This is a genomic window from Sporosarcina sp. QA0331, assembly GCF_055808055.1.
Genome location: NZ_CM147850.1, coordinates 2424806 through 2446823, shown reverse-complemented (window position 1 = coordinate 2446823; position 22018 = coordinate 2424806). Strand labels below are relative to the sequence as shown.

At 41.2% G+C, this 22018-nt stretch carries 23 protein-coding genes and 1 tRNA gene; 15 read left to right on the top strand and 9 right to left on the bottom strand.

Translation table 11 applies throughout. From position 1 onward, the window contains the following. Nucleotides 1-12: 12 nt before the first annotated feature. Together AC0L13_RS12235 and AC0L13_RS12230 are read left to right on the top strand one after the other, a co-directional pair. The gene (locus AC0L13_RS12235) at nt 13-246 is read left to right on the top strand and encodes a GNAT family N-acetyltransferase (RefSeq protein WP_473639948.1); all 234 of its coding nucleotides are present in this window, start codon (nt 13-15) and stop codon (nt 244-246) included. A gap of 106 nt (nt 247-352) precedes the next feature. Then, complete coding sequence (locus AC0L13_RS12230) at nt 353-766, top strand: pyridoxamine 5'-phosphate oxidase family protein (protein ID WP_473639946.1); 414 nt, start codon at nt 353-355, stop codon at nt 764-766. A 43-nt stretch (nt 767-809) separates the two neighbouring features. Here AC0L13_RS12230 and AC0L13_RS12225 read toward each other — a convergent pair whose 3' ends face one another. Then, on the bottom strand, nt 810-1307 hold the full coding sequence (locus AC0L13_RS12225) for a TspO/MBR family protein (protein WP_473639944.1): 498 nt from the start codon (nt 1305-1307) through the stop codon (nt 810-812). A 160-nt stretch (nt 1308-1467) separates the two neighbouring features. Here AC0L13_RS12225 and AC0L13_RS12220 point away from each other — a divergent pair, with 160 nt between their 5' ends. Together AC0L13_RS12220 and AC0L13_RS12215 are read left to right on the top strand one after the other, a co-directional pair. Next, entirely contained in the window at nt 1468-2787 is a 1320-nt protein-coding gene (locus AC0L13_RS12220) for a sodium-dependent transporter (RefSeq protein ID WP_473639942.1), read from the top strand. Between the two features lie 125 nt (nt 2788-2912). Then, the gene (locus AC0L13_RS12215; RefSeq protein WP_473639940.1) at nt 2913-4718 is read left to right on the top strand and encodes a S9 family peptidase; all 1806 of its coding nucleotides are present in this window, start codon (nt 2913-2915) and stop codon (nt 4716-4718) included. Between the two features lie 507 nt (nt 4719-5225). On the opposite strand, the gene AC0L13_RS12210 is transcribed toward AC0L13_RS12215, so the two are convergent. Then, nucleotides 5226-5681 carry a GNAT family N-acetyltransferase gene (locus AC0L13_RS12210; protein ID WP_473639937.1) on the bottom strand — a complete coding sequence of 152 codons (456 nt, stop codon included), beginning with the start codon at nt 5679-5681 and terminating at the stop codon, nt 5226-5228. A 94-nt stretch (nt 5682-5775) separates the two neighbouring features. On the opposite strand from AC0L13_RS12210, the gene AC0L13_RS12205 reads away from it, so the two are divergent. The 4 genes from AC0L13_RS12205 (at nt 5776) to arsC (ending at nt 8446) form a co-directional block, all read left to right on the top strand. After that, nucleotides 5776-6249, top strand: a complete 474-nt coding sequence (locus AC0L13_RS12205; protein WP_473639934.1) for a GyrI-like domain-containing protein — start codon at nt 5776-5778, stop codon at nt 6247-6249. A gap of 94 nt (nt 6250-6343) precedes the next feature. Then, nucleotides 6344-6691, top strand: a complete 348-nt coding sequence (locus AC0L13_RS12200; protein ID WP_473639932.1) for an ArsR/SmtB family transcription factor — start codon at nt 6344-6346, stop codon at nt 6689-6691. Nucleotides 6692-6705: 14 nt separating this feature from the next. After that, nucleotides 6706-8001, top strand: a complete 1296-nt coding sequence (locus AC0L13_RS12195; RefSeq protein ID WP_473639930.1) for an arsenic transporter — start codon at nt 6706-6708, stop codon at nt 7999-8001. Between the two features lie 25 nt (nt 8002-8026). Further along, nucleotides 8027-8446 carry an arsenate reductase (thioredoxin) gene (gene arsC, locus AC0L13_RS12190; RefSeq protein WP_473639928.1) on the top strand — a complete coding sequence of 140 codons (420 nt, stop codon included), beginning with the start codon at nt 8027-8029 and terminating at the stop codon, nt 8444-8446. Nucleotides 8447-8631: 185 nt separating this feature from the next. On the opposite strand, the gene AC0L13_RS12185 is transcribed toward arsC, so the two are convergent. Continuing rightward, nucleotides 8632-8916, bottom strand: a complete 285-nt coding sequence (locus AC0L13_RS12185) for a phospholipase (protein ID WP_473639926.1) — start codon at nt 8914-8916, stop codon at nt 8632-8634. Between the two features lie 336 nt (nt 8917-9252). Next, a complete protein-coding gene (locus AC0L13_RS12180; RefSeq protein WP_440501173.1) occupies nt 9253-9369 on the bottom strand; it encodes a YjcZ family sporulation protein in 117 nt (38 codons plus the stop codon). A gap of 621 nt (nt 9370-9990) precedes the next feature. On the opposite strand from AC0L13_RS12180, the gene qoxA reads away from it, so the two are divergent. From qoxA to qoxD, 4 genes are all read left to right on the top strand, one after another. Then, nucleotides 9991-10905, top strand: coding sequence for a cytochrome aa3 quinol oxidase subunit II (gene qoxA, locus AC0L13_RS12175; protein ID WP_473639924.1), 915 nt, complete (start codon nt 9991-9993; stop codon nt 10903-10905). A gap of 69 nt (nt 10906-10974) precedes the next feature. Then, complete coding sequence (gene qoxB, locus AC0L13_RS12170) at nt 10975-12933, top strand: cytochrome aa3 quinol oxidase subunit I (RefSeq protein WP_473639922.1); 1959 nt, start codon at nt 10975-10977, stop codon at nt 12931-12933. Beyond that, nucleotides 12920-13516, top strand: coding sequence for a cytochrome aa3 quinol oxidase subunit III (qoxC, locus tag AC0L13_RS12165; RefSeq protein WP_473639919.1), 597 nt, complete (start codon nt 12920-12922; stop codon nt 13514-13516). Before qoxB ends, qoxC begins: the two co-directional genes overlap by 14 nt. Nucleotide 13517: 1 nt before the next feature. After that, entirely contained in the window at nt 13518-13799 is a 282-nt protein-coding gene (gene qoxD, locus AC0L13_RS12160; protein WP_473639917.1) for a cytochrome aa3 quinol oxidase subunit IV, read from the top strand. A 169-nt stretch (nt 13800-13968) separates the two neighbouring features. On the opposite strand, the gene AC0L13_RS12155 is transcribed toward qoxD, so the two are convergent. Both AC0L13_RS12155 and AC0L13_RS12150 read right to left on the bottom strand, forming a co-directional pair. Then, complete coding sequence (locus AC0L13_RS12155) at nt 13969-14202, bottom strand: hypothetical protein (RefSeq protein ID WP_473639914.1); 234 nt, start codon at nt 14200-14202, stop codon at nt 13969-13971. A 398-nt stretch (nt 14203-14600) separates the two neighbouring features. Next, nucleotides 14601-16661 carry a catalase gene (locus tag AC0L13_RS12150; protein WP_473639912.1) on the bottom strand — a complete coding sequence of 687 codons (2061 nt, stop codon included), beginning with the start codon at nt 16659-16661 and terminating at the stop codon, nt 14601-14603. Nucleotides 16662-16851: 190 nt separating this feature from the next. Here AC0L13_RS12150 and AC0L13_RS12145 point away from each other — a divergent pair, with 190 nt between their 5' ends. Continuing rightward, complete coding sequence (locus AC0L13_RS12145) at nt 16852-17094, top strand: hypothetical protein (protein ID WP_473639909.1); 243 nt, start codon at nt 16852-16854, stop codon at nt 17092-17094. A 264-nt stretch (nt 17095-17358) separates the two neighbouring features. Here the strand turns inward: AC0L13_RS12145 and AC0L13_RS12140 are convergent. Then, nucleotides 17359-17431 (bottom strand) — tRNA-Val (locus AC0L13_RS12140). A gap of 133 nt (nt 17432-17564) precedes the next feature. Between AC0L13_RS12140 and AC0L13_RS12135 the strand changes: the two genes are divergently transcribed. Continuing rightward, nucleotides 17565-18410, top strand: coding sequence for a DNA-3-methyladenine glycosylase family protein (locus tag AC0L13_RS12135; protein WP_473639907.1), 846 nt, complete (start codon nt 17565-17567; stop codon nt 18408-18410). 37 nt (nt 18411-18447) lie between these two features. Here AC0L13_RS12135 and AC0L13_RS12130 read toward each other — a convergent pair whose 3' ends face one another. Further along, nucleotides 18448-18606 (bottom strand): hypothetical protein, encoded by a 159-nt coding sequence (locus AC0L13_RS12130; RefSeq protein ID WP_473639904.1) that lies wholly within the window; start codon nt 18604-18606, stop codon nt 18448-18450. 319 nt (nt 18607-18925) lie between these two features. Here AC0L13_RS12130 and AC0L13_RS12125 point away from each other — a divergent pair, with 319 nt between their 5' ends. Continuing rightward, nucleotides 18926-20311: an aldehyde dehydrogenase gene (locus tag AC0L13_RS12125; RefSeq protein ID WP_473639902.1), complete on the top strand. Its 1386-nt coding sequence runs from the start codon at nt 18926-18928 to the stop codon at nt 20309-20311. Nucleotides 20312-20370: 59 nt separating this feature from the next. On the opposite strand, the gene AC0L13_RS12120 is transcribed toward AC0L13_RS12125, so the two are convergent. Continuing rightward, nucleotides 20371-21981 carry a two-component system sensor histidine kinase NtrB gene (locus AC0L13_RS12120; protein ID WP_473639900.1) on the bottom strand — a complete coding sequence of 537 codons (1611 nt, stop codon included), beginning with the start codon at nt 21979-21981 and terminating at the stop codon, nt 20371-20373. Nucleotides 21982-22018: the final 37 nt, after the last annotated feature.

Genomic DNA, 22018 nt, shown 5'->3' with positions numbered 1-22018 from the left:
GTGACACCCGCTATGCGAGGGAAAGGGATCGCAAAGGCGCTTATGATTGAAGCAATCAATAAAGCAATGAGTTTGGAAGGAATTGAACAGATTCATTTAACTGTCGTCAGCTCAAATTCATCTGCCGTTAGATTGTATTCTTCTTTAGGATTTGAGAAGTACGGAACTGAGAAAAGAGCATTGAAACTCGGCGAAGATTATTTCGACGAGGATTTTATGGTTTTATTCTTGAATGAAATAAATTAAGGCTTTGCAGGAATGCTCACATTTTGTCTTCAGTCGCTCCTTCGATGTTTAGTCTCCATTTAATATAGGAACAGTAAAGGGAGATAATGAATGAGGAGTGATGGAAATGGATGCAAAAGAAACAGCTCGCAAAATCTTGGATGAAAGCTATGTAGGAACGATGGCGACTGTCCAACAGGGTAAGCCCTTCAGTAGGTATATGACATTTTTCACTGAGAATTTCATGCTTTACACCGCAACTTCAAAGACGACGGAAAAAGTGGAAGAACTTGAGAAAAATCCCAATACGCATATTTTGATTGGATATGAGGGTGAAGGTTTTGGGGATGCGTATCTAGAAATTATGGGAACTGTCACTATTTCGGATGAAGAAGGTTTGAAGGAGAAAGTTTGGAATGAACATATGAAGCCGTATTTTACAGGACCTGATGATCCTAACCTTGTCATCCTGAAAGTCAACCCAGATTCCATGCGTCTGATGAACAAAAAGGGGGAAGAACCCCAAAATATTCAATTATGAATGAACAGCCCTTGCCTTTTTCAGGCAAGGGCTTTCTTTACGATTACTTATTCAATTTCCAAGTCGAATAATTGAGGGACAAAGCGAAAGCGACCCATCCTATATAAGGAATCATTAACGATCCAGCCGTCCGGTCAACTTGGAAAAATTCATAGGTCGTCAATGCGATGGCTGCAAGTAAAATGGTCATTTCGACAAGTGCCGTACCTCTTAGTCCCCATCTGAAGTATAAGAAAGACCATAAATAATTGAGCCCTAGTTGCAATTCATAGATGGGAATTGCGCTTGTATTCCCATGCCCATGCTCCCTTTTTTTCTCGACACGATACTTTGCGAGTCCCATTACACCATAAAGGGTTGTCCAAGCAATCGGGAAAGTTGATGGTGGTGGGGAGAAGGAGGGCTTCTCCAGCTTTTTATATTTTTCTTGAGCATTCCGGTTTGCCAACCATCCCGTTATAGATCCACCGATAATCGGTATTAGAATGCCAACAGCTAGCCGTTTCTTATCAATCCGACCGTTTACTTTTAAAAGTTCCATTCTAACTCCTCCTTGTTACACCCATAATTCCCTTTAACAATATCTTGAAACAATAAACAAGCGTAAAGAATGCGCAATAATAAGATAGTATGGATTCCATCCATTCTACGTTATACTAATACAATGTTCATCGGAGAAATTTTGAAAAGTGAGTGATTATATGAAACAGCGTGAGCAATGGACATCGAAAATTGGATTTGTATTGGCTGCTGCCGGAAGTGCAATCGGGCTTGGCGCCATTTGGAAATTTCCTTATATGGCTGGCACGAACGGCGGAAGTGTTTTTTTCTTGCTATTCATCATTTGTACATTGGCAATTGGATTGCCGATTTTGTTAGCTGAATTTGTCATCGGAAGAAGGGGACAGCATGATGCCGTCACTTCTTTGAAGAAACTGGCTCCCGGGAAACCTTGGTTTTTGATCGGATGGATGGGGTTGCTCAGTTCCTTCATCCTTTTATCATTTTATAGCGTCGTCGGGGGATGGATTCTTTCCTATCTAGCAAGGGCAGTATTTTTCCGTCTTAACGTTACTGATTACGCAGGGCTTTTTGATTCAATCATTGCGAATCCAGGAGAAGTGCTTATTGCTCAAGCAGTGTTCATGATTTTGACGATCTGGATCGTTCAAAGTGGAATAAGAGGTGGAATTGAGCTTGCGAGCCGATGGATGATGCCTTTGCTATTCATTTTCTTCATCGTCTTGGCGATACGGTCATTGACGCTTGAAGGAGCGATGGAAGGGGTCCGCTTCCTATTCGTGCCGGATTGGTCATATTTGACAGGTAAGACATTATTGTTAGCACTTGGACAGGCATTCTTTTCGTTAAGCGTCGGAGTCACTGCGATGATGACGTACGCATCTTATTTACCGAAAGAGGAGCGTCTTGGACAATCCGCTTTCAATGTATCGATATTAAATATTTTCATCTCTCTGCTCGCAGGTATCGTTATTTTTCCGGCGGTATTTGCATTAGGGCAATCACCTGCTGAAGGGCCAGGGTTGATTTTTGTCGTCTTGCCTGCCATATTCAATGAAATCCCGTTTGGCGGATTCTTCTTGATTTTATTCTTTATTTTAATGTTGTTCGCGACGTTGACATCTTCTATCTCGATGTTAGAAATTGTCGTCTCGACGGGAATTCAACAGAAGCTGGAACGTAGAAGAAAGGCAGCATGGGTATTTGGAGTGTTGATTTTCATCGTCGGGATTCCAAGTGCTTTATCATTTGGTGTATTATCCGATGTGAAGCTGCCAGGAGGAACTTTTTTCGACTTTGCAGATATCCTCACGAGTCGGTTTGGACTTCCAATAGGGGCGCTGCTCATTTCCATTTTCGCAGGTCTTGTGTTATCTACTGCTGAAACAGATGATGAGTTGCGAATGAATAGTAGATTGAATCATGCTTGGAAGTTTATCGTCCGCTTTATCGCTCCTTTAGCGATCATCGTTATCTTCATTGCATCTTTTATTTCATAAAAACCTTGAAAAGCATTTCTTCATAATGGAGAATGCTTTTTCTTTTAGGGAGAATTTGTTTTAGTAGTCTAAATAGTATAAAATATTTGTGGGGTGTAGTATAAATAGGGAAAAGGGGCTAACAAATGATTAGTGTAAAGAAAAAGTACTCTATCGAACAATTTATCAATTGCGAGAGTCTAGTAGGGGTATCTATATCGCCTGATGATGAAAAAATATTAATTGGCAGCGATCGTTCCGGTGTCTATAACACGTATGCGGTTGCTCGGACAGGAAGCAATATCGAGCAACTGACAGACTCTGCTGACAATTGGAAGATTCCCGGAGGCTATTTCCCGGATGGTCGCAAGTTTCTGTACAGAAGTGACCAAGGCGGGAATGAGATTACACATTTGTATATGCAAACGGAAGATGGGAAGAGTATCGATCTAACACCTGGGAAAGAAGAAAAAGCGGAGTTTCATCGTTGGAGCCGGGATGAAAAGATTTTTTTCTATGAATCCAATAATCGGGATCCGCGTTTCATGGATTTGTATGAAATGAATATCGACACATTGGAGCCGACTATATTATTTAAAAATGAAGATGGTTATTATGTCTCAGCGATTTCCCACGATAAAAAATATATTGCCTTACACAAGCCGAGGACATCGAATGATTCGGATATGTTTATTTACACGGAAGAAAATGGTGTAAAACATTTATCTGATCATGTTGGGGATGTTCAATATCAACCAGTAGCATTTAATTTGGATTCTACTCATTTATATTACTTAACAGATGAAGATCATGAATTTTTATATGTGAAACGGCTTTGTTTATCAACAGGAAACAAAGAGGTTGTTGCGAAAGAAAACTGGGATATTTTAACCGCTCGGTTTTCTCCTAATCATAAATACCTTTACTATTATGTGAATAATGACGGGAAAATCGAAGTGAAAGTGATCGAGTCGGAAACAGGAGTGTATGTTGAAATAGCAGATTTTCCAGAAGGACAAATTAGTGGATTATCCATTTCCAAGAGTGAGCGGTATATGGCGTTTTTAGTAAACCGTTCAACGGCTCCTGCAAATTTGTATGTATATGACTTTGAAACAAAGGAATTAAGTTGCTTAACTGACACACTCAATCCCGAGATTGATGAGAATAACTTAGTTGATGCAAGAGTTATTCATTATCCTTCGTTCGATGGTCTTCAGATTCCTGCGATTTATTACGAGCCACACTTAGAAGAGGGTGAAAAAGCACCTGCACTCATTTGGGTACACGGGGGTCCGGGAGGCCAGTCGACGGTCGATTTCAGTCCTATGATCCAGTATTTAGTGAATCATGGTTACGCAGTGCTCGCCGTGAATAACCGCGGAAGCTCTGGATACGGGAAAACATTTTTCAAGGCAGCCGATTTGAAGCATGGTGAAATTGACTTAGCTGATTGTATTGAAGGGAAAAAGTTTTTAATTGAGACAGGGCGGATTGATGAAAATCGTATAGGCATTATTGGTGGAAGTTACGGCGGCTATATGACGCTTGCTGCTCTCGCATTCCAACCTGGATCGTTTGAAGTGGGGGTAAATATATTCGGAGTGTCCAACTGGGAGCGAACGTTAAAAAGCATTCCACCATGGTGGGAAGCTATGCGTGAACTGTTGTACAAGAAAATCGGCGACCCGTATACACAGACCGATTATATCCGTAGTATTTCACCACTTTTCCATGCAGAAAAAATTAATAAGCCGCTTATCGTCTTACAAGGTGCAAATGACCCGCGAGTGTTGCAAGTCGAGTCCGATGATATTGTTGAAAAAGTGAAAGAGAATGGTGTTCCGGTTGAGTACATCATTTTTGAAGACGAAGGTCATGGCTTCACGAAACGTGAAAACCAAATTAAAGGATATCGAGCGATTCGAGAATTCTTGGATACGTATTTGTAAATGAGATATGTTCCAGTGCGACTAGCACTGAGTCAGAGTGTAGACAAAGTCATTCTTGGACTTTGTCTACACTCTTTTTGCGAAAAGTAGCAATGGGCAGGAATTTTCCCAGCCTGATTGAAAACGCTTGCCAAGGAAGGCAACCTAAGAGCGCCACGTCCAAAAGGTGCCTTAATTTCTGCTAAGAGCGCAGAAATACGGCAAATCGAACCCTTCGCCGTTCGATTGGCACCGGTTGCATGACTCGCATCCTGCGAGCCCGCGCGAAGTCGAGCGAAGACGCGAATAGAACGAAAGTTCATGAGCGGACGAGCGAGTAGGGAAGGCATCCTAAGGACGCCGCGTCCAAAAGGTGCCTTAATTTCTGCAAAGAGCGCAGAAATACGGCAAATCGAACCCTACGCCGTTCGATTGGCAACGGATGCATGACCTACTTCCTGTAGGCCTCAACAACGGATGCGAGCGTTTGTCAACAGGCTGGCTCCAGTGCGACTAGCACTGGAGTTTTTATATGGATGATTTTTCATAGACCGAGGATGGATTCCCGAAAATATCAAAGCACTCATCGATCTTTGACCAGCCATATTTCTCATAATATCCGACATGGTCTGTAGTCAAATATAGCTTCTCAAATCCTTTCCGTTTCGCCTCGGCAACTGCATGATCAAGTAACTGTGATCCAATTGCTTGTCCGCGATATTTAGGATCTACGTACAGACAAGCAAGCCATGGAGACAGGTCTTGCCTGCTTACAAGGTCATTTCGCAAAATCGCATATGTACCAATAATATTAGATTCTTCAACGGCAATATAAAAGGAAGGAACCCCTTCACCGGTCACAGATGAATGTTTCATGCAATCTTCGTAAAACCTATAGTTCGATTCATTACCCCATTGTTTCCAAAATGCTTGGACCGCTTCTTCGAATAGCTCTTTTCTATCGTGTATCGAATAAATTTCCACAATAACACCTCCTGTATATTCTTACTATAAAGGAAGGAGTTTCAAAAACAAATAGAGAATTACATAAGGAAATACATTCAAAGGAGAGATTGGGATGGAAGTAAAAACGGTTGCTACGTTTGCATGTGAAGTTGTAAAAAGGGAATACGAATTGATTGGGCAAAACATAACAGCGAATTTTCCACAATCGTTCCCGGATGCTGCAATGAAAGTTCAAATGGATTTTGAAAAACGGATCGATGAAGTTGTAAGTTGCAAGAATAAACAAGTCTTAATCAGTCCGTATATGTGCAATGATATCATCGCCACTTATTTCGCATGTGTTGAAGTCGAGGGGCTTACAGAAATACCCGAAGGGATGATCGGATTTAAGTTGCCGATGATGGATTATGCAAGAATTAGCTGCTCCAATAAGACGATCGATCAAGGGTATTCCAAATTATTTGCGTGGATGGCTGAGAACGGACATAAACAAAAATGGTATGATAAATCATTTCCAATTGAGATTTTCCATCTTGAAGAGGGAGCAGATGAAGAAGTCGTTGAAATTTTAATACCGATCCATTGATGAGAGAACCGGCTATTTCCTAAGTAGATAGTCGGTTTTTTCTACTTGCGTATATAAGCATATAATTATATGATGCTAAAGGGAGGGATGATAAATGAATACAACAGAGTCGATTGATTTGCAAAAGGTATCACAAATATTAAAGCTTCTTGGAGATAAGACGAGACTTAGGATGATGAAATTGCTTGAATCACATGATTGCTGTGTGTGTGAGTTTGTCGCAATCTTTAAGATGAGTCAGCCGGCAATTAGTCAACACTTGCGCAAACTTAAGGATCTCGGATTAGTGAAAGAGGAACGGAGGGGCCAATGGATTTTTTATTCAATCAATCAGGATCATGAGGATTATCCATTGATTTTAAGTGTCCTTAATCACTTGCCAGATCAAGGAAGTTCCATTGAAGAGTTGGAGGCGCAAGGATTACGTATTTGTTGTGAATAGGGAGGATTTAGATTTTGTATTCAGTCATAACCGCGTCATTGATATTTATCATTACGCTTATTTTTGTCATTTGGCAGCCTAGAAACCTCTCAATTGGGTGGTCGGCATGTGCCGGAGCAGTCACTGCTTTATTATTCGGTGTCGTTGATTTTACGGATGTGCTCGATGTCACGGGCATTGTTTGGAATGCAACACTGGCATTTGTCGCAATCATTATCATCTCTTTAATACTGGATGAAATCGGCTTTTTTGAATGGTCTGCCTTACATATGGCCCGGTTGGCTAAAGGGAGCGGGCTTCGGATGTTCGTTTATGTCAGCCTTCTTGGTGCGATTGTGTCAGCTTTATTTGCAAATGATGGTGCTGCATTGATACTGACACCGATTGTATTGGCGATGGTTCGAAATTTGAAGTTCAGCGAAAAAATGATTTTTCCATTTATCATCGCAAGTGGTTTTATCGCAGATACGACTTCGTTGCCATTAGTTGTAAGCAACTTAGTCAATATTGTTTCCGCCGACTATTTTGGCATTGGGTTTGCAGAATATGCTTCCCGGATGATTGTTCCGAACTTATTTTCATTAATCGCGAGCATTCTTGTTTTATATTTGTTTTTCCGAAAGAGCATTCCTGGATATTATGAAGTGTCCGAGTTAAAAAAACCGAAAGAAGCAATTAAAGACCATAGGATGTTCCGGCTTTCTTGGGGAGTGCTTGGCATCTTGCTTGTTGGGTATTTCTCAAGTGAATTCATCGGGCTCCCAGTATCATTTATCGCTGGAATCGTAGCCATATTCTTTTTAGTCATGGCGAAAAGGAGCCCGGCTGTACAAACGAAACAAGTGTTGAAAGGCGCTCCTTGGGCGATCGTCTTCTTTTCAATTGGAATGTATGTCGTTGTCTATGGATTGAAAAATGCCGGATTGACGAGTGTCTTGGCAAATATCATTCAATTGGCGGCTGACCAAGGCCTCTTTGTGGCTACGATATCAATGGGGTTCATTGCCGCAATATTGTCATCTGTGATGAACAATTTGCCGACAGTTATGATTGACGCACTTGCGATAGCGGAAACGAACACAACAGGGCCGATCCGCGAAGCGCTCATCTATGCAAACGTCATCGGATCCGATCTTGGCCCTAAAATTACACCGATTGGTTCGCTTGCAACGTTGCTATGGTTACATGTCCTTTCACAAAAAGGTGTGAAAATTGGTTGGGGAACGTATTTTAAAGTCGGAATCATTCTGACAATCCCTACGCTTTTCATCACACTTGTTGGATTGTACCTATGGTTATTGATTATCTAATTAGAGAAAAAGGGAAGTGAGTAACTTGGAGAAAAAAATTATTTATTTCCTCTGTACCGGTAACTCATGCCGTAGCCAGATGGCTGAAGGATGGGGGAAAAAGATACTCGGTAAAGAGTGGGACGTCAAAAGTGCTGGAATTGAAGCACATGGAGTAAACCCTAACGCAATAAAAGCAATGAATGAAGTGGGAATCGATATCTCCAATCAAATATCAGAACTTATTGATATGCGTATTATAAATAAAGCCGATTTTATCGTTACACTGTGCGGAGACGCTGCGGATAAATGCCCAGTAACACCATCTCATATAAAACGTGATCACTGGGGCTTCGATGATCCTGCAAAAGCAACAGGGACAGACGAGGAGAAATGGGCTTTCTTTCAACGGGTACGAGATGAAATCGGTCAGAGAATTGAACAATTTAACAACACAGGGCGATGAAATTTCAGAATATTGTCGGTTTCTGTGCGACAAACTGTTCAGTTAATTCACTATAATTTTATAAAGGGTTTAGGGAAAGTTACTTTTAGTCGTATTTCGATTGCATTATATTGAAACTTTATACATCCAATTGAATTGTCATAAATGTTTCTTGCACAGGCACCGGGACAATTTGCAAGGCACAATTAAAACCTACCGCATGTGAACGTCGTTTGAATCTTTATATAGTTGTAGAGAATCCGCGCATGTCTTCCCATTTGTGAGTCTTCATTTAAATAAGGATGGAGACGTTGAAGGAATTCACGGTCGCAATAACAGCGATTGCCGTATTGGCGATAGCAAATATCATGTGCTTTGCATGCCGCATCGACTGCATTCACTGGACCTCCTGGGCCGTTGCAGCCAGGTCCACACCAGTTATATCCGGGAAATAGACAAAAACGCAGCCCTCTATTTTTTCTAAAAGACATAATACTAAACCTCCTTTTCGATTTGTTCTGTCCACTAAATGATTGTCATTATATTTTATTCTCCACTATGCGATAGTTCATAAGCAAGAACCTATGCGATGGGTAACCCTATCTCGCTTTTTTATCGCTGAGGAAATGAAAAAGCAGACCAAGGCATTCCGCCAATGGTCTGGAAGTGTTCTATTGATTGAAGGAAGAAACTTGTTATGGTGTTTGCATATACTATGTTGCTTGAAGGGTATTGGGGTGAGAATAGACGTACATACAACGCAGTTCCTTAGGATAACAATTCAGTTTACCTAAGGAATGCGTATATTTGAAGTCACCGTCGTTAACTTAGTAACCACCGAAACCTCCGCCGTAAAAGACAGAAGCACCTACGATGATTAATAGAATGAACAGAACGACGATTAACGCGAAGCTTGAACTTCCACCATATCCACCTGCACTCATAATTCACACCTCCCTTGTCAATATTAGTACAGTATATGAAGCAGGATTAATATGAATTGGACAAACATCAGGTAGACGATGATCATGATTAGCTCGATAATCGCCTTGTCGTGAAGGTGACTTTTAAGTGGATCTTGATCACAATTCAAACCGATAACAAAAATTGTATAAACAAAGGAAGAATGTGTACCTGAACTAGGTATGTATTCTTCCTTTTTTCATGAAATATTTTAGGTTGGTGAAAAATGTTGAATAACGTTTAATCCCTTTGGTAACGAGTCTTATAAAAAGTTGAAAAGTGATATTCAGATTAATATAAAATGAATAACTTCTTCGTTTTATAACCTTACATCACAACTGAATAATAATTATAAGTTTCTTTACTTTTAAATTAACTTTTGTCAATTACATGGATAAAATGTGTCAGATATATCGCCGTTTAATGAACGATTTGTGACGAACTCGTTCTATTTTGGATGAAGTTTTTGTGAACTGTGCATCTGATAATTGTTTTTAGCATTATATTATATTAAGATAAATCTCTAGTTCGAGGAACTGCTAAATATAATAATTTCACATGCTGTTTCTATTACTAATAGAACAAAAGAAAGGGGTACTTTCATGAAAAGGAAATGGACGTTATTAAGCTTGGTTTTCGGTATTCTAGCAGTGTTGGCTGGCTGTGAACCAGTTATGGTGCTGGATCCGAAAGGGCCCCAAGCTGAAACGACTGCCAATGTCATTTGGATTTCGATTGCAACGATGGCAATCGTTGTAATTGCTGTCTTCGCATTGATGATATATGTCGTAGTTAAATATCGAGCTTCAAAACAGAGCGAGGATTATGAACCGCCGCATATTGAGGGGAACCCGATTGTTGAATCCATCATCGTCGGAATTCCGGTTATCATCATCATTTTCCTATCCATCGTTACAGTCAAATCGAATTATGAAGTAGAGGCGACGCCGAAAGGATATGAAGATCAAAAACCATTGGTCGTCTACGCTTCTTCCTCTGACTGGAAATGGCATTTCAGTTATCCGGAAGAAAATATTGAAACAGTGAACTACTTATATATCCCGACAGATCGGGCATTGGAATTTAGACTTTATTCATATGGTCCAATCACAAGCTTCTGGATTCCGCAGCTCGGCGGACAAAAATATGCGATGTCGGATATGATCACTACTTTACATTTGGCAGCTGAAGTCCCTGGCGAATATATGGGAAGAAATGCGAACTTCAGCGGAAAAGGCTTTGCTGAGAACATCTTCCATGTAGAGGCAATGCCTGCAGAGGAATTCGATAAATGGGTGGAAGAGGTAAAATCGACTGCCGAGCCTCTAACAGAAGAGAAATTTACTGAGTTGCTGGAACCAGGTCATCTAGGGCAAATGACGTTCAGTGGAACGCACTTGGAATTCTTGCCGCCGCCTGAAGGCCACAATCATGGATCTAGCGACACTGAGGAACATGAACATCATTCCGAAGACGACCATGCCAAAATGGAAATGGATCATTCGGAACATCATTAATAGCGCTCGAAAATTTCTAATCTAACTACAAATGTCACGAAATAAATTTCCGAAAGGAGTACAACAAGTATGGATTACTTTGATCGATTTGCCATACCTCATCCGAGTCCTGCAATTTACGCATCTATGGTTGCCATCGGTCTTACCGTAATTGCGATTCTCGTAGGCTTAACATATTTTAAAAAATGGGGTTACTTATGGCGTGAATGGTTGACAACTGTTGACCATAAACGTATCGGTATTATGTATCTCATCGCCGCTTTGCTTATGCTATTCCGCGGCGGGGTTGATGCGTTAATGATGCGGGCACAAACTGCTGTACCCGATAATAAATTGTTGGATGCCCAACATTATAATGAAGTGTTCACGACCCATGGGGTTGTAATGATCATCTTCATGGCGATGCCGTTTATTTATGCATTAATGAACTTCGTTGTGCCACTACAAATCGGGGCGCGCGATGTAGCATTTCCTCGTTTGAATGCACTCAGCTTCTGGCTGTTCTTTATGGGTGCGATGTTATTCAATATTTCATTCGTTATCGGCGGTTCTCCTGACGCAGGTTGGACTTCGTACTTCCCGCTTGCAGGAAATGACTTCAGTCAATCTGTCGGAACTAACTATTATTTGATGTCAATTCAAATTGCCGGTATTGGTACATTGATTTCAGGAATTAACTTCATTACAACAATCTTTAAAATGAGAGCGCCTGGTATGAAATTGATGAAAATGCCTATGTTCACTTGGACAGCGCTTATCACGAATGCGATTGTAGTATTCGCATTCCCAGTCCTCACAGTTACGCTATTGTTAGGAACAATGGACCGTCTATTCGGCACCCATATATTCTCAATGACAAATGGCGGTATGGATATGCTTTGGGCGAACCTGTTCTGGGTTTGGGGTCATCCGGAAGTGTACATCTTGATTCTGCCGGCATTCGGTATTTACAGTGAAATCATTTCAACGTTTTCACAACGTAACCTATACGGCTATAAATCGATGGTCGCTTCAATTGTGATCATTTCATTCTTCTCTTTCTTAGTCTGGACGCACCATTTCTTCACGATGGGGCAAGGGCCTTTAACGAATAGTATCTTCTCCATTACAACAATGGCGATTGCGATTCCAACGGGAATTAAGATCTTCAACTGGCTGTTGACGATGCGGAAAGGGAAAATTAAATTTACAGTTCCGATGCTATATTCAGTAGGATTCATCCCGATCTTCACTATCGGTGGGGTAACCGGGGTTATGCTCGGTATGGCGAGTGCCGATTATCAATATCATAATACGATGTTCTTAGTCGCTCACTTCCATTACACAATCATTCCAGGTGTTGTATTCGCGATGCTTGCCGGTCTTACGTACTGGTGGCCGAAAATGTTCGGTTTCATGTTAAATGAAAAAATCGGTAAATGGGCATTTTGGTTTATCGCAATCAGCTTCAACGTCACATTCTTCCCGATGTTCTTCACGGGCTTGGATGGGCAAGCGCGTCGGATGTACTCTTACTCCGAAGCGACAGGTTTTGGTCCGTTGAACATGCTTTCATTCGTTGGGGCAGTTGGACTTGCAATCGGTTTTGCGTTGATCGTCTATAACGTATATTACAGCACGCGTCACGCATCCCGTAATATCAGTTCAGATCCGTGGAATGCTCGTACACTTGAATGGGCGACACAAACTCCGGTTCAATCTTACAACTTTGCACGTACGCCGGATGTCGATTCCATCGAAGCTTTCTGGGATCATAAGAAACAAGGAAAATCGATATTCAAAGGTGAAATTGAGAAGATTCATATGCCGAATAATAGCGGAATGCCGTTTATTATGAGTTGTATTTTCTTCGTCTGGGGCTTCTCATTCGTATTCAGCATGTGGATTCCAGCGATCATTACGACGATTGCCATCTTTGCATTCATGGCTCACCGGTCATTTGAAAAAGACGACGGTCATTATATTTCCGTCAAAGAAATTGAAGAAACAGAAAAAAATAGCGAGGTGTTAGCAAATGAAAATCGATAACTCGCTTCCACTCGAATATGGTACAGATCAGAATAAGTTGAACATACTAGGTTTCTGGATTTTCCTAGGGGCCGAAGTTATGTTGTTTGCAACACTTTTTGCAACTTATTTCACATTAGAGAATCGGACGGGGAGCGGACCTGCAGGTGCAGAGATATTCGAACTCACGCCGGTGCTCATTGAAACGATATTGCTATTAACAAGTAGCTTTACGATCGGTCTAGGCGTACATGCAATGCGGATCGGTAGAAAAAATGCGATGATCACATTCTTTGCCATCACATTGCTTCTCGGTCTTTCATTCTTAGGCGTGGAAATTTATGAGTTTACACATTATGTCCATGTTGGAGCCGGCCTTCAAGTGAGTGCATTCACTGGCATTCTTTTGACGACATTAGGGACGCACGGTGCCCACGTGACACTAGGACTCTTCTGGGGACTATTCATTATTATGCAAGTGAAAAAACGTGGTTTGACGCCAGAAACGGCTAATAAATCATTCATCTTCTCGCTTTACTGGCATTTCTTAGATGTTGTCTGGATCTTCATCTTCAGCTTCATCTATTTGAAAGGAATGATGTAAAATGAGTGAATTATTCCCGCGTAAACAAGTGATGGGATTTGTCTTTTCATTAGTTCTGACTGCAGCGGCATTGACTGTCTACTTCTTGGATATGTCCTTTGCAGTAGGGATGACGATACTTTTGGCAACTGCATTCATCCAAGCTGGAGTTCAGCTTGTCGGCTTTATGCATGCAGGTGAGTCGGAAGACAAAGTGGCGATCTACGCAAATATCTATTACGGAATTGCTATTGCCCTCGTCACAATCTTCGGTACATTGTTGATTTTGGTTTGGGATATGTAAATGACAAAAGCGAAAGGCGCCTGCTTAGATGCGACAGGCATAAGACAACCCTGCGAAGAGGCGTTTTTTGCCTCGCAGCAGGGTTGGCTTATGACCCGAGCATCTGCGCCCGTAGTCTAGACGAAAAACATAAAAAAGGAGCGCCTCTTTGGGTGCTCCTTTTCTATGTTTATTGAATAACTCGTATTCCTTTATCCACTTTCTCATGCATTTCTTCCGTTGCAACAAAGAAGACCCCCATTAGGAAGATGAAGATGGCTCCCATCACAGTTCCAATCCCGATGCCTGTAATTGCACTGTAATCGCTTACAAAAAATCCGTATAAGAAAATAGAGATTCCAATGGCGAGTACTGTGATGCCGACAACTTTAACTGCATTCAAAATTTTTAATTTGGTTTCCATTACCAACACCCCTTTTCTATATTATTTACCTTGTTCACAAAGTTGTCAAACTTTATTTCAGTGATTATTTTTAAAAGAAAGAATTTGCAAATTTATTGATAGCTTTGGAAGACAGTAATCAACATTAAAAAATGCTATCATCTAAAGGAAAGAAAAGCTATCCGTTTTGGCATTCCTGCTCGTAACGCTACGCTTTTACTCGCAAAATCCGTTCTTCGTTACGGCTTTCGCTAATCCCACAGGAGTCGCCGCTCTCCACGCCAATCAAAGAACCTCTAGTAAAATAATATCGTAAAAACAGCGATCCATTTTCTTTCAGCGAGGAATGAATCGCTGTTTTTGTTGTATAACTAATAAAAAAAGAACGTCTTCAAGGACGTTCCATACTTACATAAATTCTATGTTCTATCCCAAAAACGTTGCTGGGCAATAGCGGTGACAAAGTCTTTTCCAAAATTCGGATTGTTGGCGGAGAAAATGACGCCGGCAAGATTATTTTCATCCGTCGCTTGCATAAACGATGCTCCAGATGAAGCGACACCAATTGGCTTGTAATGTGTGTATGCCACTTGTGTGAAATAAGTGATCTCATAATTGAATTTTGACTGGCTTTTATGATTTCCGCCTACGACGTAGAGAGAGTCAAGCAAGTATGGACTCGTCGTCAGGAAAGTTTTGTCGACTTTGAGTTGTGTGCCATCGTCTCCTGTAACTGTTCCAAGCGTTTCGCTTACAATGACAACGAACGTTCCAGCCTCTTCTAACGCCTTTATTGTATCCATTACTTCGCGACTGTTAAAGTCATTACCGATCAGTACGCCTACTTGTAACGAATAGGCATATTTAGGCGTGCTTGCCTGGCTGAGTGAAGCGTATCTTGTTGAAACTGGGACATTTGTGCCGCTTGGGCGGTTGACGCCAATATTATCTGCGACAATATTAGCCAATTCTTTATCAACATTGACGATCATATCTACATTTTGTTGGCGGACCGATTCGCTTTTTACATTACCAAGCTGATAACTTAGAGCTTCAATCGTATGCTGCTTTTCAACAGGGGTCAAACTGTTCCAAAAGATTCTCGGTTGCGAGAAGAAATCATTGAATGATTCGCTGCGTGCCCGTATGGCGTGCCCATCTATTTTTTTCGGATAAGACACATATCCTCCTTCTTCCGGAGTTGTCGTGTACGGTGTATCATCCGCGAGCGAGTTATGATGATAATTAACTTGATCGACATCGATTCGGTATCTCATAAAGCCTTGTCTCGTATTATTCCTGAACGGACAAAGTGGCCGGTTGATCGGTAAATCTTGAAAATTCGCGCTTCCTAACCGATGATATTGGGCACTTTGATATGCAATCAACCTGCCTTGCAATACAGGGTCATTGGAAAAATCGATTCCTGGAACGACGTTTGCAGGGTTAAATGCAACCTGTTCCAATTCGGCAAATTCATTATCGACATTCCGGTTTAACGTCATCTTTCCGATCAATTGAACAGGGACGACCTCTTCAGGCCAAAACTTTGCAGGGTCTAGCACATCAAAGTCAAACTTGAATTCATCCTCCATCGAAATTAGCTGGACGCCTAGTTCATATTCTGCGTAAGCGCCTCGATCAATCGCCTCTCTCAGATCCCGTCGGTGGAAATCCGGATCGATGCCTCCGATTTTTTGTGCCTCGTCCTGTAGCAGGGAATGAACACCGAGAACAGGTTTCCAAACAAACCTAACAAAGGTCGCTACGCCATGATCATTTACAAACAGATACGTATTGATCGACCAGGATTCCATCATCCGATAACTTCTTAAAATGCCTCTGTCAGACATAATCCACAACACCATGTGGAATGACTCTTGGTTATTCGCGACATAATCCCAAAAGTTGTCATGGGCCCCAGCGGCAGTTGGCATGCCGGTACGCGGCTCAGGTTGGTATGCATGCATGACGTCAGGGAATTTCATTGCATCCTGATTGACTAATACAGGCATGGCAATCGTCGTCAAGTCGTAATTTCCTTCTTCGGTATAAAATTTAACGCCTTTACAACGTAAATCCCTTGCAGTGTCCTTGGATCCTTTACTTCCTTGCACAGTGGAAAAACGGACGAAAATCGGTGTCTTTTTCCCGGCTTCTTGTAAAAAACCAGCTTTTGTATACTGCTTCATTGACTGATAGCATTCGAACTCACCGTGGGCACCGTAACCTCTTGCATGCACTTTTCTTTCCGGAATCGGCTCATGCACAAAATGAGTCATTTTCTCAAAGAAATCAAAATCCTGACGTAGCGAAGGGCCACGTACACCTGCTTTTAGTTGTTCAGAGTCATTTGATATTTTCCTTGATTGATTTGTCGTTAATGGATTTCCTGTATTTTGTATGCGAAATTGTTCTAACTGTTCGTTTTTGCTGTTTCCGTCGATAGGTTTGTTGTTTCTTGAAGCATCTCTATCCAACTCAACACCCACCTTTACGTAATATCAACCAACTATAATATATGCTTATTGCCTAAAGAAGATACAAATCGAGTGGTTGATTTGCCTGAGGGAAGGAAGAATCGAAGTATAGGAAGCTGGATTCGAAGCGTAGTAATTGTAGGATGCTCTCCACTTTTGTAGAATGGTGAAAAGAAGGAGGGAATTAGTTATGATGAATGAGGAAGTTCAAAAACTTTCGGATGTTCTTTTGCAAAGTCTATATGATTATCATTTCGCAAATAACGGCGGAAGTTATAAATTACCGAAAGCATTGTTAGAAGCCGACGAAAACAGCAAGCAGGCAATCGATCACCTTATCGAATCAGGATACGCTACCGATAGCGGGGAAGGTACAGAACACCTCGTTTTGGCAATCACACAGCAGGGCATGGATTATATCAAAAGTAAATAATTGCATGTGTAATGATAGATAGAGGAGCGTCCATATAGGCGCTCTTTTTTGTATTTTGACAGATGTTTGTAGGGCACGTAGTTATTTATATAAATTGATGGAAAACCAAAAATCCAATTAATAATATTGAGCAAAATCGGGGAGTTAGTACTGGGAGGAGAATTACATACAAATAAAAAAACAGCCCCTAGGCATCCGGCCTAATAGGACTGTTTCTGGAGAAGGTTGTTGTTCCGACAACCTTCCTACGGGTTTGGCACCCAATGATTCCGACTGGGCTCGAACCAGCGACCTCTACCCTGTCAAGGTAGCGCTCTCCCAGCTGAGCTACGGAATCGGGAGAAGTGTGTGTTGCTTGCTTACTGCACATTTATTATTATAGCTAGTTTTTCATAGAAGTCAACACTATTTTTAAAAGTTTTTTCTATCCATGGAAAAAAGGTAAGATAGAAAGTAAAGGGGTGATTACCATGGAGAGTCAATTTACGGTTCCGTTCACATATGATTTTGACAGGGCACTTGAACGATTGGCGGGGGATCCAGTGAATGCTGTCGATTTGGAGAAACGAGAAATCCGAATACCGATGGAAGAAGGGAATCTCGTCACTCTCAGTGGCATCGGTACAACAGGTGCACCTAACTTCACACTGAAGAATGCAGTTGATGACAAACAGGTCGAAAAGCTCAAAACCATTTTTCATTTTGACCGCCCGTTGGATGCAATCGCTGACCATTTTGATGGAACTAATTTGGAACAACTTTTTAAAGATCATGCTGGAACTCCGCTCATCCAAAGCTTTTCACTATATGGTACATTAATGAAAAACATCATTCACCAACAGCTGAACTTGGCGTTCTCTCACGTGCTGACTATGCGCTTTGTGGAATCTTTCGGTTCACAGCAGGATGGCGTATGGCGATATCCGAATCCGGAAACGATTGCTGCACTCGAAGTGGACGATTTACGGAAGCTTCAATTTAGCGGAAGGAAAGCGGAGTATGTCATCGGATTGTCGCAGGCAATCGTAGATGGCAAGTTGGATCTTGAAAAGTTTTCAAAGTTGGACGATGAAGAAGTGACGAGGGAAATGGTGGTCCATCGTGGAGTCGGTCCATGGACTGCACAAAACTTCCTCATGTTCGGTCTAGGTCGGCCGAATTTATTTCCGCTTGCGGATATTGGGCTTCAGAATGCCTTAAAGCGTTTATGGAATCTCGATCGCAAACCGACTGTTGATGAAATGCAGGCGAATTTTCCGGTATGGTCTCCCTATTTAAGTTATGCCGCGTTGTATTTATGGCGGAGCATAGAATAACAAAAAAGCTTCCCCATCATTAGGGAAGCTTGGTCAATTAATGTGTATGAGTTTGGTGGGGGTCATGCTCCATCTCATGTTCGTTGTCAAAGTAGAGGAAAGTTTCATTATCCAGGTCCGTGATGCGCTCCTTGTTGAGACCTAATGAAAGATTCCCTTCAAAAATTGTTTCCCACCAAGTTTCTGTCGTTGTCATGTTCATTTCCTCCAGTTCAATCATAATTGGTTTGTGGTTATGTGATATGTCTTTACCCGTGAATGAGAGAGACTAAAACGTACACTACTGAAAAAGAATCGTTAGACCTATTGCTTGCTGACCTAATGCATAAGCCATTTTGCATTGATTTTATTAGTAGAAACAATCAAAAACCAGTAATAAAATCATGTATCAGGTAATCATAGTATATGTTGGCGCTTGTTTCCCCAAACTGCGTAATTGGTCGGAATTTGACGAAAATGAAAATCAGTCCTTTTGCTATATTGACAATTTGGTTTGTTGAAGGAGGAGAATTCCAATGGAGATAACTCGTAAAATCGATTCAACGATCACTTTTCAACGGAATTTTTATAATTCCGGAGCGACGAAAAATGTTGAATTCCGGTTGGATATGCTAGAACGCTTAAAAAAGGCGATCATTCATAAAGAAGAAGAAATATATGAAGCGTTACAAAAGGATTTAGGGAAAAGTCAATTCGAATCATACGTGACAGAAGTGGGATTTGTATTATCGAGCATTTCGTTCATGATGAAGCATTTAGAAGAATGGATGGAGCCGGAACATGTGAAGACGCCAGCACATTTACAACCTGCAAAAAGCTTTATCATTCGGGAGCCATATGGTTCTGTCCTGATTATAGGGCCTTTCAATTATCCATTTCAGTTAATTATGGATCCTTTAGTAGGCGCTATTGCGGCGGGAAACTGTGCAATTGTCAAACCGTCTGAAGCGACTGTACATACCGCAAAAATCATAAAGGACATCTTAACAGAAATCTTTCCGCAAGACTATGTACAAGTCGTTGAAGGTGGAATCGAAGAAACAACTGCTCTGATCCATGCACGATTCGATTATATATTTTTCACAGGAAGCGCCGCAGTCGGTAAGATTGTTATGAAGGCGGCTGCGGAACGACTGACACCGGTCACATTGGAACTTGGCGGAAAAAGCCCTGTCATTGTTGATCAGACCGCGAATCTTAAAAGAGCCGCGGAACGGATTGTGTGGGGGAAATTCGTGAATAATGGACAAACTTGCGTTGCCCCTGACTTTGTACTCGTTCATGATTCAGTAAAGAAAAAACTCCTAACGGAAATCATCGACTGCATCCATGACTTCTACGGGAAAGACAGTGCTGAAAGTGTTGATTACGGCAGGATCGTGAACATGAAGCATTTTGATCGACTCGTTAAAATGATCAGTAAAGAAAAGAAACATATCGTTGTCGGCGGAAAATCGGACCGTGATGATCTATATATTAGCCCAACGATATTAGACGGTGTTTCATGGGATGGACCGGCGATGGAGGAAGAAATTTTTGGACCGGTACTTCCAATTTTGACGTATCAGAATTTAGGTGATGCAATCCATCGTATTAGACAAATGCCGAAACCGCTTGCTGCCTATCTATTCTCGGAAAACAATCAGGCGCAGGATTATTTCTTGGAACATCTTTCATTCGGCGGTGGATGCCTTAATGATACAGTTTCACACGTCGGGAATATCCATCTTCCTTTCGGCGGAGTCGGTGCATCCGGCATGAATGCTTATCATGGGAAGGCAAGCTTTGACCTGTTCACCCATTCAAAATCAATTTTGAAGAAGAGCACAAAGTTGCCAATCCGTCTCGGATATCCGCCATACGGCAATAAACTCACACTCGTGAAATCCCTAATGAAGTAAAAATTAAGAGGCGAAAGGATGCAGACTGCATTTTCCTTCGCCTCTTTGTGTTATTCGCATTATTCAGCTGCTTTAATAAGATTCTTACTTTTATTCAATGAATAAATCGGAAAAGTGACGGTCAATTCAGTGCCGTTTTTTCGGAAGCCTTTAAACTCGATATTGCCGCCATGATCTAGAATGATTTTTTTCGTAATGACGAGTCCCAGTCCAGTAGCCCCATCTTTTGTCGTGAAGAATGGCATGAACAATTGTTTGAACGTCTCCTCATTCATCCCATGACCGTTGTCGATCAATGTAATGGAAATCATATTATTAATAATCGAATTGTAAAATGTAATGTTTCCTCCATTGTTCACAGCTTCTAAAGCGTTTTTCATTAGGTTGATGAATACTTGTTTCAAGCTTTCTTCGTTCCCAAAGACAGTGGTCGGATACTCTGCTAAATAGAGCGAACAATTAATTTGTCGCATTTTCAGTTCCTCTTCAAAAAGGTCGATAACTTCAATAATTTTATTTTCAACGTCTATTTCTTTCCGTTGTTTAATATTAGGCTTCGACAAAATCAAAAATTCACTGGCGATTAAATTGATCCGCTCGATTTCACTTTCCATAATTTCTGTGTAGGCGCGGTACGGATTCTCCGGGTCTTCATTCATCAATTGTACAAAGCCGTTCACCGATGTCATCGGGTTCCGCACTTCATGTGCGACAGTCGCAGCGATTTCTCCAATTGCATTCAGTTTGACCGCCTCAATCTTTAGACGCTCTGCTTGAAGCTTTTCTGTTATGTCACGGGTGATGACGGATAAGGCAATAATGTTCTTTTCTTTATCAAAAATCGGAGCAATGGTCGTTTCTGCATCAAATACAGTTCCATTTTTACGAAGCTCTTTTGTACGGATATTTTTAAAGCTTCTACCTTGCAATAGATGTTTTTTACGCTCGGCGAGGCCTTGATATTCAGATGGAGGTGTCAGTCGAATAGGTTTTCCGATGCATTCCTCTTTTTTCCATCCGTACATTTCTTCGAACGCGGGGTTGACAGCGAGTATTTTTTGATCAAGACTAAACACTGCTATCGCATCTTGTGCATGTTCGAAAAACAAGTCTAAATAACCGTCTTTTGACGAAAGAGTTGCACTCATCACTTCTTTTTCAAAGTGAAGCTTTTTCAACTGTGGGCCGATTTTTACCGTAAAGATGAACAGGAGCAATAAGACGATTGAAAATAGGAAGCTGAAATGGATAACCATATTTGCACTTCTGATTGGATGGAAGTATGGACCTAACACTTGCAGTAAGATGGTCAACTCGACTGTTGTTAGTATAAGCATCGATATATGCAAGTATTTGTCGCTGAAGACGAGAGACATGATGATAGGGAAAAATAAAAAGAATAGATAAGGAAAGTCTGCGTTGACGAACAGCAAAGCAAGAATATAAATATTGCTTCCTAATATAATGAGCCAGCTTATAATCTTTTGATTGAGCTTATCGAAGTAAAGTAGGCCGAAGATACCGAGATTGTATATTACGCCTGCTGTAATCGGCAATATATATGTCGATTCTTCGAATAAGGGCGAAGCAATAAGTTGAACGAAAACGATAAAACTGAATGAAATAATGAGATATTTATTTTTCATTTGAATGGGTTGACCGTTTTCCATTGATGCACCTCGGAAAGTAGTAGTAATATAAGTATCA